Origin of the sequence: Streptomyces sp. NPDC053076 (assembly GCF_044546845.1) — a bacterium.
In the GTDB taxonomy this organism is placed as follows: Bacteria; Actinomycetota; Actinomycetes; order Streptomycetales; family Streptomycetaceae; genus Streptomyces.
In genome coordinates this window covers 392680-408888 of the sequence record NZ_JBITZL010000008.1, presented here as the reverse complement: position 1 = coordinate 408888, position 16209 = coordinate 392680, and the positions used below count along the sequence as shown (strand labels likewise).

Here is a 16209-nt window from a genome sequence, read left to right as displayed (position 1 = left end):
GCCATGGCGATGGTCGACGCCGGCGGCATCCGGCTGCACGTCCAGCGGACCGGCCCCACGGACGGCCGCGGCCCGCACCCCACCGTCGTCCTGGTGCACGGACTGCTCACCGACAGCCTGGCCAGCTACTACTTCACCGTCGCGCCCAGGCTCGCGGCGGCCGGATGCGACGTCGTCATGTACGACCTGCGCGGCCACGGCCGCAGCGAGCGCCCGCCGCACGGCTACACCCTGGACCACAACATCGATGACCTGGCGGCGCTCCTCGACCGGCTGGACGTCACTGGACCCGTGCACCTCGTCGGCAACTCCTACGGCGGCACCATCGCCTTCGGATACGCGGCCCGCCACCCCGGCCGCGTGGCCGGTCTGACCCTGATCGAGTCGGAGCCGGCGACGGCCGCCTGGGCCGCGAAGCTCGGCCGCATCCTGCGCCGGGTGACGACGGAACTCGCGCACAACGAGCCGGACGCGATCGCCTGGATCAGGGCCCACCGCGGTCACAACACCGCACGCCTCGCCAAGGGCGCGGCCCGGCTCGCCCGCGAGACCACCCTCGGCCGGGACATCCCCGCCAGCCGGGTGCTCACCGAGGCCCAGATCAGGGCCGTACGCTGCCCGGTCCTCGGCGTCTTCGGCGGCGACTCGGACCTGGCGGACCTGGTGCCGGTGCAGCGACGGCTGCTGCCGGACTACCGGGCGGTCGTCCTGCCGGGACACGAACACTCGGTCCTGGTCGAGGCGCCCGGCGCGGTCGGCGGCCACATCCTGGACCTGGTCCACGCGGGGGCGGGCGTCCGGTGAGCGGCTTCCTCTTCGTCGTCCCGCCGCTGACCGGGCACATCAACCCCGCCGTCGGCGTCGCCGCCCGGCTGACCGCGCACGGGCACCGCGTGGCCTGGGCGTGTGCCGACCCCGCCCTGGTGCGGCGGCTCGCGGGCCCGGACGCCGAGGTGTTCCCGTGCGCGGGACCGGTGCCGGGTGCCCCGGACGCCGTACGGCCGCCGGACCTGCGGGGCGCGGAGGCGCTGCGGTTCCTGTGGGAGTGGTATCTGCTGCCGCTCGCCGACGCGATGGCGCCGGGAGTCACAGCGGCCGTCGCCGCGGTCCGCCCGGACGTGGTCGTCGCCGACCAGCAGGCGTTCGCCGGCGCCCTGGTGGCCGAGCGCCTCCGGCTGCCCTGGGCGACCTCCGCGACCACCTCCGCCGAGTTCAGCGGCGCCTACGACGGCCTGCCCAAGGTCGCCGACTGGCTCCGGCAGCGACTGACCGCGCTGCGCGCCCGCGTCGGCGACCCGGCCGGCACCGCCGACCCACGCTTCTCGCCCCACCTGCTGCTGGCGTTCAGCACCCCTGAACTCATCGGCCCGCAAGCGCCGTTGGCACCACACGTCCACTACGTCGGCCCGTCGCTCGCCGGGCGCCCGGCCGGTCCGGGCTTCCCCTGGCAATGGCTCGACCACGGCCGGGCCAAGGTCCTGGTGACCCTCGGCACGGCCAACGCCGACGCCGGCGGCCGGTTCCTCGCCGAGTCCCTGGCCGCGTTGCGGGACCGCGCCGACCGGATCCAGGCGGTGATCGCCGACCCGGCCGGCACCCTGCCCGCGGCGGCCGACGACAAGGACGTCCTGATCGTGTCGTCCGTGCCGCAACTCCCGCTGCTGGAAAGGATGGACGCCGTCGTCTGCCACGCGGGCCACAACACCGTGTGCGAGGCGCTGTGGCACGGCGTGCCGCTCGTCGTCGCGCCGATCAGGGACGACCAGCCGGTGGTGGCGGGGCAGGTGGTGGACTCCGGTGCGGGCCTGCGGGTCAGGTTCGGCCGGGTCACCGCGGCCCGGCTGGGCGAGGCCCTCGACACCGTCCTGCACGACTCCGCCCACCGGGCCGCCGCCGCCCGGATCCGTGCCGCGTTCCGCGCGGCGGGCGGCGCCCAGGCCGCGGCGGCCCACCTCGAGCGAATGGCAGCGGAGAGCCGATGAGTGACGCCCGTGACGAGAAAGCCCGCATCACCGCCCTGCGCCCCGCCTACCGGGCCGACCTGGACGCCGGCACCGAGCGCTTCCTCGCGACCCGGAGCACCACCTGCCCCTGGTGCTCCTCCGCCCGTCTCACCCCCCGCCTGCGCACCACCGACCTGCTCCAGCACAAGCCGGGCCGCTTCACCCTGGACGCCTGCGCCGACTGCGGCCACATCTTCCAGAACCCCCGACTCACGCCCGAGGGGCTGGAGTTCTACTACCGGGACTTCTACGACGGGCTCGGCGAGCAGCGGATGAGCGGCACCTTCGGCGGGCGTGCCGCGATGTACCGGGGCCGTGCCCAGTCGATGCTGGCCCACGATCCGGCGCCGAAGACCTGGCTGGACGTCGGTACCGGGCACGGCCACTTCTGCGCCGCCGCCCGTGATGTCCTGCCCGGCACGGTCTTCGACGGGCTCGACTTCACCGACGGCGTCGAACTCGCCGCCCGCGAGGGCCGGATCGACCGCGCCTACCGTGGTGCCTTCCCCGACCTGGCCCCCGAACTCACCGCACGCTACGACGTGGTGAGCATGTTCCACTACCTGGAGCACAGCACCGATCCCGACCGCGAACTGCGCGCGGCCCGCGCGGCCGTACGCCCCGGCGGGCACCTTCTCATCGAGGTACCGGACCCGGAGAGCCGTTACGCCCGGCTCCTCGGCCGCTGGTGGCTGCCCTGGCTCCAGCCGCAGCACCTGCACTTCATGCCGGTCGCCAATCTGCGCCGCCGGCTCACCGAGCTCGGGTTCACGGTGGTCGCCGAGCAGCATGCCGAGGCCCACGACCCGGTCGACCTGCTCGCCGCGGTCTGGCTCGCGCTCGACCACACCGCCCCGCGCGAGGACGCCCCCTGGCTTCCGCGACCGCCGGGCGCCCTCCGCCGCACCCTGCGCACCGCCCTGCTCCTGACGGGCGTCCCGGCCCTGCTCACCGCCACGCTCCTGGACCGCTTCGCGATACGCCCCCTGTCCCACCGTCTGCGCCTGTCCAACGCCTACCGCCTGGTGGCCCGCCACACCTGACCAACAACCCCACAAACCCCCAACCCCAACCCCGACCCACCCCACCAGGCCCCCCGCCAGGGCCCCGCCTCAACCCCGAGCGGCCTCACCAGGCCCCCCGCCAGGGCCCCGCCTCAACCCCGAGCGGCCTCACCACGCCCCCCCGCCAGGGCCCCGCCCCAACTCCCGAGCGGCCTCACCACGCCCCCCCGCCAGGGCCCCGCCCCAACTCCCGAGCCGACCCAGCACGACCCCTGCAAGGGCACCGTCTCAACACCCGAGTCGGGTGGGCGGGTGGGAAAGCAGGCGCGCCGAGTCACGGGAACTGATCAGGAGGGGGCCGGGCACGAACCCCCTCAAGGGCACCGTCTCAACACCCGAGTCGGGTGGGCGGGTGGGAAGGCAGGCCGGCTCACAACACCCCCGCTCGGATCAACCCCGACAGCACCAACGCCCCCGGAACCAACGGCACCCAGTCGGTCAGCACCCGGTAACCGATCACGGTCGCCGTCGCCACCGCCGGCGAGGAGCCGAAGGCGACCAGCGTCCACACCAGCGCCGCGTCGACCGCGAACCCGCCCGGCGCGGGCACCGCCCCGACGGCCGTACCGGCCGCCAGGTAGGCGAGCACCACCTGCTGCCACGGCAGCCCCAGCCCGAGCGAGGCCCCGACACAGGCCAGCCCGCCCGCCTGCACCAGCGGCATCGCGACGGCCCCGCCCCACAGGGCCAGCACCCGGCACGGCCGGGTGTGCACCACGCGCGCGTCGGCAAGGGCGGACCGCAGCAGCCCGGCCACCGGCCGCCGCAATGGCCGTACGACCGTCAGCAGCACCCCCGCCACCGCGAGCGTCCCGCCCACGACGGCGGCGAGCGGCACCAGCAGCCGCCCGTCCGGGATCAGGTCCCCCAGGCGCCGCCAGGTGGGCGACGCCGCCAGGAACACCAGCAGCACCGCCGTCTTCGCGGCGGACTTGACCAGCGAGTACAGCCCGATCGACGTGGTCGCCCGCTCCAGCGGCACGCCCTGCCGGCGCAGAAAGCGCAGGGTCACGGCGTGGGCGCCGAGGCCGCCGGGCAGCACGTGGTTGGCGGCACCGGCGGCGAACTGCGAGGCCAGCAGCAGCCTCGGCGGCAAGGGGTCCGGCAGGGCGCCCTGCCGGACACAGGAGGCGGCCACCCAGGTCAGACAGGTGAAGCCGGCTCCGGCCAGCAGCCACCCGGGGTCGGCCGCGACCAGCCGCCGGACCCCCTCGTACACGACGGGCCGGTTGGCCACGGCCCAGCCGGCGGCGAGCAGCAGGGGAGCCAGACACAGCACCAGCCGCACCGTCCGGCCCGGCACGCGGGCCGCCGGGCGGACCGGATCCGGGGACCCGGGACCCCCGGCGGAGGTCTCAGGACCGTGAGCGAGGGGCGCGGGACAGGAAGTGATCGCCATGGGGCAGGGAGTACAAGCCGTGGGGCAGGAAGTGATCGCCGTGGGGCAGGGAGTGAGAGCCGTGAGGCAGGGAGTACAAGCCGTGGGGCAGGGAGTGAGAGCCGTGAGGCAGGGAGTACAAGCCGTGGGGCAGGAAGTGATCGCCGTGGGGCAGGGAGTGAGGGATGTGGGGCAGGGGGCGACGGCCGAGGGGTGAGGACCGGGGGGCCGGGGGGAGGGGGCGAGGGCCGTGGGGCCGGGGGTGGGCCGTTCGGGACACGGGTGCGAGGGAGGGGGCAGCGAACGGGACGGGGACAGTGAGGACACGGGGACGTCGTCCTTCCGCGGCGGGCCCCATGGCGGGGCCTGGGGGAGCGGGCCGGGCGAAACCGCGTGGGAGCCTTCCCCTCCCGCGTGACACGGGGATGTCCGAAAACGTAAGGGGTGAGGGCGGGACGGTGCCGCCGGGCGGGCGTGAGCGGACAGCCGTTCACCGCCGACCAGGTAGCCTTCCCTTGGGGCGCGCTTTACATGCGGCGCCCCGGAAAGCCGGACAAGGCCAGCGACAGGGGAGGAACCGGCGGTGCACGTCCAGGAATGGCTCGACTCGGTGCCTGCGGCCGCCGTCTACGCCCTGGTGGCCCTGGTGATCGGCCTGGAGAGCCTGGGCATCCCGCTGCCGGGCGAGATCATCCTGATCTCCGCGGCGCTGATGTCCTCCCAGCACTCGGGCGTCAACCCGGTCGTCCTCGGCGCCTGCGCGACCGCCGGCGCGGTGATCGGCGACTCCATCGGCTACGCCATCGGCCGCAAGGGCGGACGCCCGCTGCTGGCCTGGCTCGGCAGCAAGTTCCCACGCCACTTCAGCGCGGGACATGTGGCCACCGCCGAGCGGTCCTTCGAGAAGTGGGGCATGTGGGCGGTCTTCTTCGGCCGCTTCGTCGCCCTCCTGCGCATCTTCGCCGGCCCCCTCGCGGGCGTCCTGCACATGCCGTACTGGAAGTTCCTGATCGCCAACGTGCTCGGCGGCATCTGCTGGGCCGGGGGCACGACGGCCGTCATCTACTACGTCGGCATCGTCGCCGAGGACTGGCTCAAGCGCTTCTCGTACCTGGGCCTGGCGGTGGCGGTGCTGATCGGGCTCGCCTCGATGCTGGTCCTCAAGCGCAAGGCGAAGAAGGCCCAGACGGTGGAACGCGACACGGAACCCGTCGGCGCGGGGGAGTAGAACCGCCTCGACGCGGGGCGGCGCCGCATCGATGTGCGGCTCCGCCGCGTGTACGCGACCGCCCCGAGGAACCCGCGTTCGCCGGACGGCCTACTCGTGCACCTCGCGATGCGCCTTGGCCAGGTCCGTGTACACCGCGCCGTTGAGGGTGACGCCCTGCCGCTCCTCCTCGGAGAGGGGCCGCTTCACCTTCGCCGGTACCCCCGCCACCAGCGACCCCGGCGGCACCACCATCCCCTGCGGAACCAGCGCCTGAGCCGCGACCAACGACCCCGCCCCGATCACCGCCCCGTTGAGCACGGTCGCCCCCATTCCGATGAGGCAGTCGTCCGCGACGGTCGCCCCGTGCACCACGGCGTTGTGGCCGATCGAGACCCGCTCGCCGACGGTGACCGGAAACCCGGGATCGGCGTGCAGCGTGACGTTGTCCTGAACGTTGGCCTGCGCCCCCACGGTGATCTTCTCGACGTCACCGCGCACGACGGCCCCGTACCAGACACTGGCCCCCGCGTGCAGCGTGACGTCCCCGATCACGGACGCCGTGGGCGCGACGAACGCCTCCGGATCGACCTGCGGATCCTTGCCCCCGATACCCACGATCAGCGCCTTCTGCGTCATCACCGTCTCCTCGTGTCGGCAGTACACGGCACGGTACGACACCGGGTGGGGCGGAGATCACAGCAGCCCGCCCTCTCGCTCGGGGCAACCGATGAGTAACGTGACCCCGTGCCGAAGCGCAAGAACACGTTCTCATCCTGGCGACGCCACCTGGTGCAGCGTGCCGTGCACTCGGGCTGGTCGTGGGTGCAACGCGCGGGTTCGGTGACGGCCGAGAACCCCGGCCGCTTCCGTTTCGGCTCGATCGGCGAAGCCACCCGGCTCGCCTTCCCGCTCGGCACGGTCTTCGGCGAGCCCTGGATCCGGCTCGGCTCCTACTGCATCATCGCCGAACAGGTCACCCTCACCGCGGGCCTGATGCCCGATCTGGACCTCGGCCCGGACCCGATCCTGTCCATCGGCGACGGCGTGGTCCTCGGCCGCGGCAGCCATGTCATCGCGGACACGACGGTCACCATCGGCAGCGACTGCTACTTCGGCCCGTACGTCTACGTCACCTCCACCAACCACTCCTACGACGACCCGCACCAGCCCATCGGCAAGCAGTGGCCGCGGATGGAGCCGGTCGAGATCGGTCCGGGCTGCTGGATCGGCACCGGGGCGGTGATCCTGCCGGGGGCACGGATCGGCCGGAACGTGGTCGTGGCGGCCGGCGCGGTGGTCCGCGGCACGGTGCCCGACCACGCGGTGGTGGCGGGGGCGCCCGCCAGGGTCGTACGGCGCTGGACGCCCGACGGAGGCTGGCAGCCGCCGCTGCGGACCCCCGCGCCGGTGCCGATCCCGGACGGCATGACACCGAAGCAGCTGCGGGCGCTGGCGGACCTGGACGAGGACGCGGTGGCGCGGCTCGCAGCCCTGGAGCCCGACGGCTGACCCGAGCCCACGGGGCCGGGCCCGTTCGACCGGGCCGGGCCGGACCGGCCTGAGCCGTTCAGCCGGTCGCCAGCAGCAGCGTGCCCAGCAGCGCCAGGCCCGCCCCCGCCGCCTGGATCGCGCGCAGCCGTTCGCTGAGCACGCCGCGCGCGGCCAGCGTGGTCACCACCGGGTACAGCGAGGCGAGCACGGCCGCGACGGTGACCGGGCCGCTGCGGGCGGCGATCGCGTACGTGCCGTTGGCCGCCACGTCGGCCAGCCCGACGAACGCCAGCGCGGGCACCGAGGACCAGGGGAAGCCGCCGTCCGGTACGGCGGCCCCGCCGCGCCGGACCGAGACGGCGAGCGCGGCCCCGCCCACCGCGACGTTCGTCAGCCGCTGCACGAACAGTGCGAGGAACAGGCCGGTGACGTCGGTCGAAGCCTCCGTGATCAGCACGAACACGGTGCCGAAGCCGACCGCCGCGACCAACGTGAGCAGGATCGCCCGCCGCTGTACGGCCGCGCCCCGCAGCTGCGGTCCGCCGGCGAGGACGACCCCGGTCACGGCGACGGCGATGCCCGCGACCTGGAGCAGTCCGGGTCGCTCGCCGAGGACGAGCCCGACGCCGACGGGCACGGCGACACTCAGTGTGGCGAGCGGCGAGACCACGCCCATCGGGCCGAGGGCGAGGGCCTTGTAGAAGGAGAGCAGGGCCACCGGTCCGACGAGACCGGCCGCGAACGCGAACCAGAGCCGGGGTCCGGCCTCGCTCCATCCGCCTGTGGCGAGGACGATCGCGCCCAGCACGGCCGCCGCGATCGACTGCGAGACGACCACCACGGTCAGCGCGGGGGTGCGTCGTGTCAGCAGTCCACCGCCGAAGTCGGCCAGCCCCCACAGGAGGCTGGTGGTCAGGGCGAAGAATGCTGTCACAGCCGACCTCGCAGTACAGTTCGGTGAACGATCCGGTGCATCCCACCGTAGTTCAATCGACTGAACCTCGCTATTCAACATATTGAACTTCCCACATATTGGACACCACGTGTCGGACCTCGAACTCCTGACCCAGTCCCTGGCGCGCAACGTCAAGCACTGGCGCTCGGTGCGCGGCTTCACGCTGGACGCGCTCGCCGCCCGGGCCGGCGTCAGTCGCGGCATGCTCATCCAGATCGAGCAGGCCCGCACCAACCCCAGCATCGGCACCGTCGTCAAGATCGGCGACGCGCTCGGCGTCAGCGTCACCACGCTCCTCGACTACGAGCAGGGCCCGAAGGTCCGCGTCGTCCCCGCCGAACGGGCCGTGCGGCTGTGGCACACGGAGGCCGGCAGCTTCAGCCGGCTGCTCGCCGGCACGGAGGCCCCCGGACCGCTCGAGATGTGGGACTGGCGGCTGATGCCCGGGGAGAGCAGTCCCTCCGAGCCGCATCCCGGCGGCACCGTCGAACTGGTGCATGTCACCGCGGGTGAGCTGACCCTCACCGTGGAGGGCGTGGAGTACCGGGTCCCGGCGGGCGCGAGCGCGTCCTTCGAGGCCAACGTCCCGCACCTGTACGGCAATCAGGGCGACGTGCCGATGGAGATGGTGATGGCCGTGTCCGTACCGCCGGTGCCGTGAGACGCCGGTACGGCGGGCGGGCCGGTCTTGCTAGCGTGCGGCCATGCGCCCACCCATCGGAGACTTCGACACCGCCACCCCCGCCCCGCACTGCCTGGACGAGCTGACCGCTCCCGTCGCCGACGCCGTACGCGACTGGCAGGGCGCCGTCCCGGCCGACAGGATCCTGTTCGTCGACACGGACCCGCGGTGGGCCGACACGAGCGTCTTCGTCGAGCATTACGGCCGTGATCTGCTGGAGCGGTCGGCGAACTGCGTCGTCGTCGCGGGCAAGCGGGCCGGCGAGACCAGGCTGGCCGCCTGCGTGGTGCTCTCCACCACCCGGGCCGACGTCAACGGGGCCGTACGACGCCAACTGGGCGCGCGCAAGGCGTCGTTCGCCTCGATGGAGACGGCGACCGGCGAGACCGGCATGGAGTACGGCGGCATCACCCCGATCGGACTGCCCACCGGCTGGCCGGTGCTGGTGGACTCGGCCGTCGTCGACCTGCCCTACGTCCTGGTCGGCAGCGGACGCCGGCGCGGCAAGCTGCTCGTACCCGGCAAGGCATTCGCGGAACTGCCGGGCGCCGTGGTGCTGGAGGGGCTGGGCCTCGCCTGACCTCAGGCCGCCGTGTGGGGGACAGTGCCAGATGTGGATCGGTCTCCGGGGCTGCTTGCCTGAACCTCAGGCCGCCGCATGGTGGGACAGGGCCAGATGCGGATCCGTCTCGCCCGGCACGGGTGCGGGATCGGCGTGTACCAGGGCGGCCGTCAGCCGCGGCAGGGCGTGGAGCAGGGCGTGCTCGACCTCGACGGCGATCGCGTGGGCCTGCCGGACGGTCGCCTCGCCGTCCACCATCACCGCGAGTTCGGCCCGCAGCCGGTGCCCGATCCAGCGCAGCCGCAGCTCGCCCACCTCCCGTACCCCCGGCACCTCACGCACCGCCCGTTCGGCCAGGTCCACGAGCGCCGGGTCGACGGCGTCCAGCACCCGTCGGCACACCTCCCGTGCCGCGTCCCGCAGTACCAGCACGATCGCGGCCGTGATCGCCAGCCCGACGACCGGATCGGCCAGGCGCCACCCCAGGATCGAGCCGCCGGCGCCCAGCAGCACGGCCAGCGAAGTGCATCCGTCGGTACGGGCATGCAGCCCGTCGGCGACGAGCGCGGCCGAGCCGATCTCCCGGCCCACCCTGATCCGGTACCGGGCCACCCACTCGTTGCCGGCGAAACCGAGCAGCGCGGCCACCGCGACCGCCGGGACGTGCGCGACCGGGCGCGGGTCGAACAGACCTCCGACCGCCGCCCAGGCGGCGAACGCCGCCGACGCGGCGATGGTCAGCACGACGGCGAGCCCCGCGAGGTCCTCCGCGCGGCCGTAGCCGTAGGTGAACCGGCGGGTCGCCGCCCGCCGCCCCAGTACGAAGGCGATGCCCAGGGGTACGGCGGTCAGCGCGTCGGCCGCGTTGTGCACCGTGTCCCCGAGCAACGCCACCGATCCGGAGACGGCCACGACGACCGCCTGCGCCAGTGCGGTCGCCCCCAGCGCGGCCAGCGATGCCCACAGCGCCCGCATGCCGCGCGCCGAGGACTCCAGCACGGGGTCCAGCTTGTCGGCGGTCTCATGGGAGTGCGGGGTGAGGCGGTGGGCCAGGCGGTGGGTGAGCCGGTGGGTGAGGCGGTGCGCGAAGCCGCGGCGCCGGCCGGAGGCGGTCCCGTGCTCGTGTCCGTCGGTCCCGTGCTCGTGTCCGCCGGTCCCGTGTGCGTGCTCGTGTCCGCCGTGGCCGGTCCCGGTCCCGTGTCCGTGCCCGTGCTGACGGGGGTGCCGGTAGCTCACGTCGATCCCCTTCCGGTGGGCCGGGAGTGGACGCAGGGCGCCCACGGAGCCATTATGTGCGTATGAGCGCACGCATGCACCTGTCACCTGCGCCTCATGCGCACCCGCGCAGTCCGGGCGAGGAGCAGTTCGCGCTCGCCGCCGAACTCCTCTCCCTGCTGGGCGACCGCACCCGGCTCGCCCTGCTGCACGCGCTGACGGCGGGGGAGGCCGACGTCACCACGCTCACCGAGGCGTGCGGCGCCGCCCGTCCGGCCGTCAGCCAGCACCTGGCCCGGCTGCGGCTCGCCGGCCTGGTGGACACCCGCAAGGAGGGCCGGAGGGTGATCTACTCGCTGCCCCACGGGCACCTGCGGCGGCTGGTGGAGGAGGCCCTGAAGACCGCGGACCACCGCCTCGCCGAGCGGTGAGCCGCGCACGGCCGTGCCCTCAGAGGTACCTGTCGTGCCCTCACTGCGCGCCGGTCGTGCCCTCGGTACCGGTCGTGTCGTCAGTACGTGCCGGCCGTGACCTCACAGGTACCTCTCGTGCCGTCAGTTCATGCCGATCGTGCCCCAGGACCGGTCATGCCCTCAGTGCGTGCCGGCCGTGCCGAGATACTGCTCGGCGAAGGCCGCCGCCGCGACCGGTGAGGAGAACAGCCGGCGCAGCCGGGCCAGCGTGGTTCCGGCGCGGTGGGGATCGCCGCAGGAGGCGCCGTGGTAGATCCCGGAGAGCCACTCCGAGAACTCCTGGTAGTCCCACACCCGGCGCAGGCACGCCTCCGAGTAGCCGTCCAGGCCCGAGCTGTCGCCCCCGGTGAGACGCGCGACGAGAGCATCACCGAGCAGGAACGCGTCGTTCAGCGCGAGGTTCATGCCCTTCGCGGCGATCGGCGCGACGAGGTGCGCGGCGTCACCGGCCAGGAAGAGGTGGCCGAACACCATCGGTTCGACCACGTAGTTGTGCATGTCGAGCACACGCTTCTCCAGCAGGCGCCCCTCCGTCAGCGGCGGGCGGTCGGCCGCGCGCAGGCGCTGCTGGAGCTCCGCCCAGACCCTGTCGTCCGGCCAGTTGCCCGGGTCGTCGCCGGGCGGACACTGGAGGTAGTAGCGGGTCACCTCGGGGCTGCGGGGCATGTGCCCGGCGAACCCGCCCGCGTGCATGCCGAACAGCACGCAGTCCGCGGACGGCGGGGCCTCGGCCAGCAGCGCCAGCCAGCCGATGCCGTAGTCGTGCCGTGAGGTCCGCGCCGACGGCGGCAGCGCTGCCCGGCTCGCCCCGCGGGCGCCGTCGCAGCCGGCCACGAAGTCGCAGTGCACCAGCCGCCGTTCGCCGGTCTCCGGGTCGGTGTACGAGACGGCGGGCCGGTCCGTGTCCACATCGTGCAGGTGCACGTCCCGCACGCCGAAACGGATCTCCCCGCCGCGCACGTCGGCGTACTCGTGCACGAGATCGGTCACGAGCAGGGGCTGCGGGTAGACCCAGTGGTGACGTCCCGTCAACTCCTGGTAGCGGAAACGGTGTCCGCGGCCGTCGAAGCGGAACTCGCACTCGGAGTGCCGCTCGGCGCGCTCCAGCAGACGGCCGGCCAGCCCGCGCCGTTCGAGGCCGCGTACGGCCCATTCCTCGATGATTCCGGCACGTGGCCGCTGTCCGATGAACTCCCGGCTCTCGGTCTCCAGGAGCAGGCAGTCGACGCCGGCGGCCCGCAGGATGTTGCCGACGGTCAGGCCGGCCGGTCCGGCGCCCACGACGACGACGGGAAAGCGGGGGACGGACGGGGAGTTGGAGTGGGGGGAAGACGTCACGCGAGGATTATGACGGTGTCCCGTCAGTCCAGTGCAGACGGGCGTGCCGTCGGCCCACGGCGGGACGGTGTCCCGCCGGTCCACGGCACGGCGGGTGTTCCGCCGGCCCTGGGCACGACGGTGTCCCGCCGGCCCTGGGCACGACGGTGTCCCGCCGGCCGGGCCGACGGGACACCTTCCTTGCGCGGAAGCGGGTCAGTGCGCGGGCATGTCCGTCACCACGACCTCGTCGATGCTGCGCTCGATCGCCTCGGGCTTCGACGCGGTGGCCTTGGCCCAGTAGTAGATGACGAGCGAGAAGGCCGCGACGACCAGGATGTCCCAGTACATCGCAATGGTGCCCCGGCCGCCGAAGCCGCCCAGCCAGGAGATCGCGCCCAGGCCGAGCAGGTAACCGGGCAGCCACTGGGCGGCCTTGAAGTCCAGCCGGGGCGCGTCGGGCAGCCGCTTGGCCGTGGCGTACCAGGCGTAGGAGCCCAGGAGCACGTAGCCGAGCAGGATCGCGAAGCCCAGCCGCCACAGGGTGTCCCAGCCGGCCCAGTAGATGATGAGGTTGGCGACCACGAACGACAGCGGCGCGATGACCTTGCCGCCGGGCAGCCGGTACGGGCGCTCGTGGTTCGGCAGCCGGTCGGCGAAGACGCCGTAGGCCAGCGGCGCGCCGGCGTACATCAGCACGCTCGCCGAGGTGATGAAGCCGACCAGCTCCTGCCAGCTCGGGAACGGCAGGAAGCAGACCACACCGGTGACGAACGCCATCAGGAGGCCGAACCACGGCACGCCGCGCTTGTCGGTCTTGGCGAACGCCTTCGGCGCGTAGCCGTTCTTGGCCAGGCCGAAGGAGACGCGTGAGGTGGCGGTGGTGTAGATCAGGCCGGTGCCGCCGGGGGAGATGATCGCGTCGACGTAGAGCACCCAGCCCAGCCAGCCGAGGCCCACCAGGGTCGCCAGGCCCGCCCAGGGGCCACTGATGCCGGCGAAGTCGAGCTTGGCCCAGCCGTGCGCGAACGAGGCGTGCGGCAGCGCGGCGATGAACACGACCTGGAGGAGGATGTAGATCACGGCGCCGATCGCCACCGAGCCGAGGGTCGCCCGCGGCAGGTCACGCTTGGGGTTGCGGCTCTCGCCGGCCAGCTGGATCGCCTGCTCGAAGCCGAGCAGCGCGAAGATGATGCCGCTGGAGCTGATGGCACCCAGGACGCCCTTCATGCCGAACGGCGCGAAGCCCTCCGAGGTGAAGTTGCTCCCGTGGAAGTTGCCGATGGCGATGATGAAGATCGCCCCGAGCGGGACGGCGATCTTCCACCAAGTGGCCGCGCTGTTGGTGTGTGCCAGCGCCCGGACGCCGAAGAAGTTGACGCCGACGAAGACCGCCATCAGGGCGACGGCCGTGACGAAACCGCTGGTCGTCAGCGTCCCGTCGGCATGCTGCAGGCTCTGGGCCCACTTCCAGTGACCGGCATAGCCGATCATCGCTTCGACCTCGATCGGGGCCACCGTGGCGGCTTGCAGCCAGGCGAACCAGCCGAAGGACATGCCTGCCAGGCCGCCGAAGGCGTAGTGCGGATAGCGGGCCGTGCCGCCGGCGACCGGGAACATGCCGCCGAGTTCGGCGTGCACGAGCGCCAGCAGCACGATGGCCACCGTGCCGATCACCCACGAGATGATCGCCGCGGGGCCGGCCACGACGACCGCCTTCTCGGCGCCGTACAGCCAGCCGGAGCCGATGATGGAGCCCACGGAGGCCCACATCAGTCCGATCAGTCCGACCTCTCGGCGCAGACCGCCGGATTCCGTCGCGGCCTGTGGCAGGGCGTCGACTTTCGCCATGTCGAGTGGCCTCTCAGTTCATGAACGCAGAAATAACGAGCAGAGGCCACAGGCTAGGAACGCTTTCCGTCTCGGCAAAAGAGTGTTTTCCAAAACTTGACCCGGGATCTTACCTGTCTTGGGTACAGCTTCCACCAGGTCAGGGGTATCAGCAGAATGTCAATATTCAGCGGAGAATTGTGATGAAGACGAAGAATCACAAGATCAGGCGGGGAATTTCGATCGCCGGGCACCGGTCCATGACCATCTCCAGTCCCGCCGCCCGGGTCCGCTCCCAGGCGCCCTCGTCGACGACCCCCAGCTGGAACCACACCGCCCGCGCGCCCTTCAGCACGGCCTCGTCCGCCACCGCACCGGCCAGGCCGCTGTTCACGAACACGTCGACCACGTCCACCTCGAAGGGGATGTCGGCGAGAGAGGCGTAGCCGCGTTCCCCGTGCACCGTCTCGGCCTTGGGGTGCACCGGCACGATCCGCTTGCCGAACCCCTGCAGCACCCGCGCCACTCCATAGGCGGCCCGGCCCGGGTTCGAGGACAGGCCGACCACCGCCCAGGTGTCGCCCAGCTCGGTCAGGATCCTGCGGATGGTGGCCTCGTCGCCGTACATCGGGTGCCTCCTCGGGCCGTGGGGAACTGTGTGCCGGGGCAACATCGCCCGGGCGGGTACGGATTCCCTCCGTACCCCGCCACGCTGCCGGGAATCGGTGCAAGCTGCTGCATACGGCCGTCCGCCCGCCTACGCTCGCCCCGTGCTGCGCATCCTCGACGCCCGAACCGGTGAGCCCGTCCCCGCCGCGCCCGCCCGCCGCGGCCTGACCCGCATCGAGGCCCATGCCTCGGGCCTCGACCCGACGGCCCTGCGGGTGCTGCTCACCGCGGACCTGCTCGTCCGGGCCCTGGAACTGGGCGGCACCCCGGTCTGGACGATCCTCACGGCACCGCGCGACCAGCCCGAACTCCGCACCGCCGCCACCCGGCTCGCCGTCCGCCCCTTCGAGGACGGCCGCGACCTGGCGTCCGGGCTCGGGGAGGCCCAGGCCATCCATGTGGCCCAGCGCGGCTTCGAGGACACACCGGGAGAGGGACCGGTGGTGGCGGTGGCTCCGGCGCGGTGGGCGGAGGAGGCCGGCTCCGACCCCGCCGCCCTCCGCCTCGCCCTTGTCGGCGTGCCGCGGAGCGAACCCGTGTGCCTGGACGCCGCCGCACTGGACGAGGCCGCGCGGAGCCTGGCCCGCTGGCGGCGGGCCGTCGCCGGCTGGGCGCGGCGGCCCTCGCGGCCGGTTCCCGGTGACGTGCGGGCGCGGCTGCGCGCCGCCTGGGAGGACGACCTGGACCTGCCCGCGGTGCTCGGCGTACTGCGCGAGGTGGAGAGCGCGCCCGGTATCCCCGACGGCGCCCGCTTCGAGACCTACGCCTACGCCGACCGGCTGCTCGCCCTGGACCTCTCGCGCGACCTCGGGAACCCCGAGTGAGCGGGCCGGCGGGCACCGGCCCGCTGCGCCGGCTGGTGGTGCTGCGGCACGCCAAGGCCGCCTGGCCCGAGGGCGTCGAGGACCACCGCAGACCGCTCGCCCCGCGCGGGCTGCGGGACGCCCCGGCCGCCGGACGCGCGCTCGCCGCCGGCTCCCTGCCCGACCTCGCCCTGTGCTCCACCGCCGTACGCGCCCGCCGTACCTGGGAGCTGGTCTCCGCCGAGTGGGCCACTCCGCCGCCGGTGCGCTACGACCGGCGGCTGTACGCGGCCGATGCGGCGGACCTGCTGGAGGTCGTGCACGAGGTGCCGGCGGAGGTGCGGACACTGCTGCTGGTCGGACACAACCCCGGCCTGGAGGAGCTGGTGCGGACGCTGGCCGCCGACGGCCTCGACGACACGCTGGACCGGGTGCGGGAGAAGTTCCCGACCTCCGCGATCGCCGTGCTCACCTGGCACGGCACCGGCTGGCCGGCCCTCGCGCCGGGCCGTGCCCTGCTCACCTCGTTCACGGTCCCCCGCGGCAGGAAGAGGTGA

General features: G+C 73.2%; 17 protein-coding genes. 10 read left to right on the top strand and 7 right to left on the bottom strand.

Annotated elements, in window-relative coordinates; translation table 11 throughout:
* Positions 1–3 precede the first annotated feature (3 nt).
* From ACIGYR_RS30455 to ACIGYR_RS30445, 3 genes are read left to right on the top strand one after another with little or no spacing between them, the layout of a single operon-like run.
* Positions 4–804, top strand: a complete 801-nt coding sequence (locus ACIGYR_RS30455; protein ID WP_399604883.1) for an alpha/beta fold hydrolase — start codon at positions 4–6, stop codon at positions 802–804.
* Positions 801–1982, top strand: a complete 1182-nt coding sequence (locus tag ACIGYR_RS30450; RefSeq protein WP_399604884.1) for a glycosyltransferase — start codon at positions 801–803, stop codon at positions 1980–1982. Before ACIGYR_RS30455 ends, ACIGYR_RS30450 begins: the two co-directional genes overlap by 4 nt.
* A complete protein-coding gene (locus ACIGYR_RS30445; RefSeq protein ID WP_399604885.1) occupies positions 1979–3046 on the top strand; it encodes a class I SAM-dependent methyltransferase in 1068 nt (355 codons plus the stop codon). Before ACIGYR_RS30450 ends, ACIGYR_RS30445 begins: the two co-directional genes overlap by 4 nt.
* 391 nt (positions 3047–3437) lie before the next feature.
* Here ACIGYR_RS30445 and ACIGYR_RS30440 read toward each other — a convergent pair whose 3' ends face one another.
* Positions 3438–4466, bottom strand: a complete 1029-nt coding sequence (locus ACIGYR_RS30440; RefSeq protein ID WP_399604887.1) for a YbhN family protein — start codon at positions 4464–4466, stop codon at positions 3438–3440.
* Positions 4467–5028: 562 nt separating this feature from the next.
* On the opposite strand from ACIGYR_RS30440, the gene ACIGYR_RS30435 reads away from it, so the two are divergent.
* Positions 5029–5673: a DedA family protein gene (locus ACIGYR_RS30435; RefSeq protein WP_399604889.1), complete on the top strand. Its 645-nt coding sequence runs from the start codon at positions 5029–5031 to the stop codon at positions 5671–5673.
* Between the two features lie 90 nt (positions 5674–5763).
* Here the strand turns inward: ACIGYR_RS30435 and ACIGYR_RS30430 are convergent, their stop codons facing one another.
* Positions 5764–6291: a gamma carbonic anhydrase family protein gene (locus ACIGYR_RS30430; protein WP_391843291.1), complete on the bottom strand. Its 528-nt coding sequence runs from the start codon at positions 6289–6291 to the stop codon at positions 5764–5766.
* A 108-nt stretch (positions 6292–6399) separates the two neighbouring features.
* Here ACIGYR_RS30430 and ACIGYR_RS30425 point away from each other — a divergent pair, with 108 nt between their 5' ends.
* Positions 6400–7164 carry an acyltransferase gene (locus ACIGYR_RS30425; RefSeq protein ID WP_399604891.1) on the top strand — a complete coding sequence of 255 codons (765 nt, stop codon included), beginning with the start codon at positions 6400–6402 and terminating at the stop codon, positions 7162–7164.
* Positions 7165–7222: 58 nt separating this feature from the next.
* Here the strand turns inward: ACIGYR_RS30425 and ACIGYR_RS30420 are convergent, their stop codons facing one another.
* The gene (locus ACIGYR_RS30420; protein ID WP_399604893.1) at positions 7223–8080 is read right to left on the bottom strand and encodes an EamA family transporter; all 858 of its coding nucleotides are present in this window, start codon (positions 8078–8080) and stop codon (positions 7223–7225) included.
* 109 nt (positions 8081–8189) lie between these two features.
* Here ACIGYR_RS30420 and ACIGYR_RS30415 point away from each other — a divergent pair, with 109 nt between their 5' ends.
* Positions 8190–8762 (top strand): helix-turn-helix domain-containing protein, encoded by a 573-nt coding sequence (locus ACIGYR_RS30415; protein ID WP_391843296.1) that lies wholly within the window; start codon positions 8190–8192, stop codon positions 8760–8762.
* Positions 8763–8805: 43 nt separating this feature from the next.
* Positions 8806–9363: a YbaK/EbsC family protein gene (locus ACIGYR_RS30410; protein ID WP_391843298.1), complete on the top strand. Its 558-nt coding sequence runs from the start codon at positions 8806–8808 to the stop codon at positions 9361–9363.
* A 66-nt stretch (positions 9364–9429) separates the two neighbouring features.
* On the opposite strand, the gene ACIGYR_RS30405 is transcribed toward ACIGYR_RS30410, so the two are convergent.
* Positions 9430–10581, bottom strand: a complete 1152-nt coding sequence (locus ACIGYR_RS30405) for a cation diffusion facilitator family transporter (RefSeq protein WP_399604895.1) — start codon at positions 10579–10581, stop codon at positions 9430–9432.
* Positions 10582–10643: 62 nt separating this feature from the next.
* On the opposite strand from ACIGYR_RS30405, the gene ACIGYR_RS30400 reads away from it, so the two are divergent.
* Positions 10644–10991 carry an ArsR/SmtB family transcription factor gene (locus tag ACIGYR_RS30400; protein ID WP_391843302.1) on the top strand — a complete coding sequence of 116 codons (348 nt, stop codon included), beginning with the start codon at positions 10644–10646 and terminating at the stop codon, positions 10989–10991.
* A 162-nt stretch (positions 10992–11153) separates the two neighbouring features.
* On the opposite strand, the gene ACIGYR_RS30395 is transcribed toward ACIGYR_RS30400, so the two are convergent.
* From ACIGYR_RS30395 to ACIGYR_RS30385, 3 genes are all read right to left on the bottom strand, one after another.
* The gene (locus ACIGYR_RS30395; protein WP_399604896.1) at positions 11154–12371 is read right to left on the bottom strand and encodes a 4-hydroxybenzoate 3-monooxygenase; all 1218 of its coding nucleotides are present in this window, start codon (positions 12369–12371) and stop codon (positions 11154–11156) included.
* A 195-nt stretch (positions 12372–12566) separates the two neighbouring features.
* Positions 12567–14201, bottom strand: a complete 1635-nt coding sequence (locus tag ACIGYR_RS30390; protein ID WP_391843305.1) for an APC family permease — start codon at positions 14199–14201, stop codon at positions 12567–12569.
* Positions 14202–14397: 196 nt separating this feature from the next.
* On the bottom strand, positions 14398–14808 hold the full coding sequence (locus ACIGYR_RS30385) for a CoA-binding protein (protein WP_399604898.1): 411 nt from the start codon (positions 14806–14808) through the stop codon (positions 14398–14400).
* Positions 14809–14950: 142 nt separating this feature from the next.
* Between ACIGYR_RS30385 and ACIGYR_RS30380 the strand changes: the two genes are divergently transcribed.
* The gene (locus ACIGYR_RS30380) at positions 14951–15673 is read left to right on the top strand and encodes a hypothetical protein (protein WP_391843309.1); all 723 of its coding nucleotides are present in this window, start codon (positions 14951–14953) and stop codon (positions 15671–15673) included.
* Positions 15670–16209: a SixA phosphatase family protein gene (locus ACIGYR_RS30375; RefSeq protein ID WP_399604901.1), complete on the top strand. Its 540-nt coding sequence runs from the start codon at positions 15670–15672 to the stop codon at positions 16207–16209. Before ACIGYR_RS30380 ends, ACIGYR_RS30375 begins: the two co-directional genes overlap by 4 nt.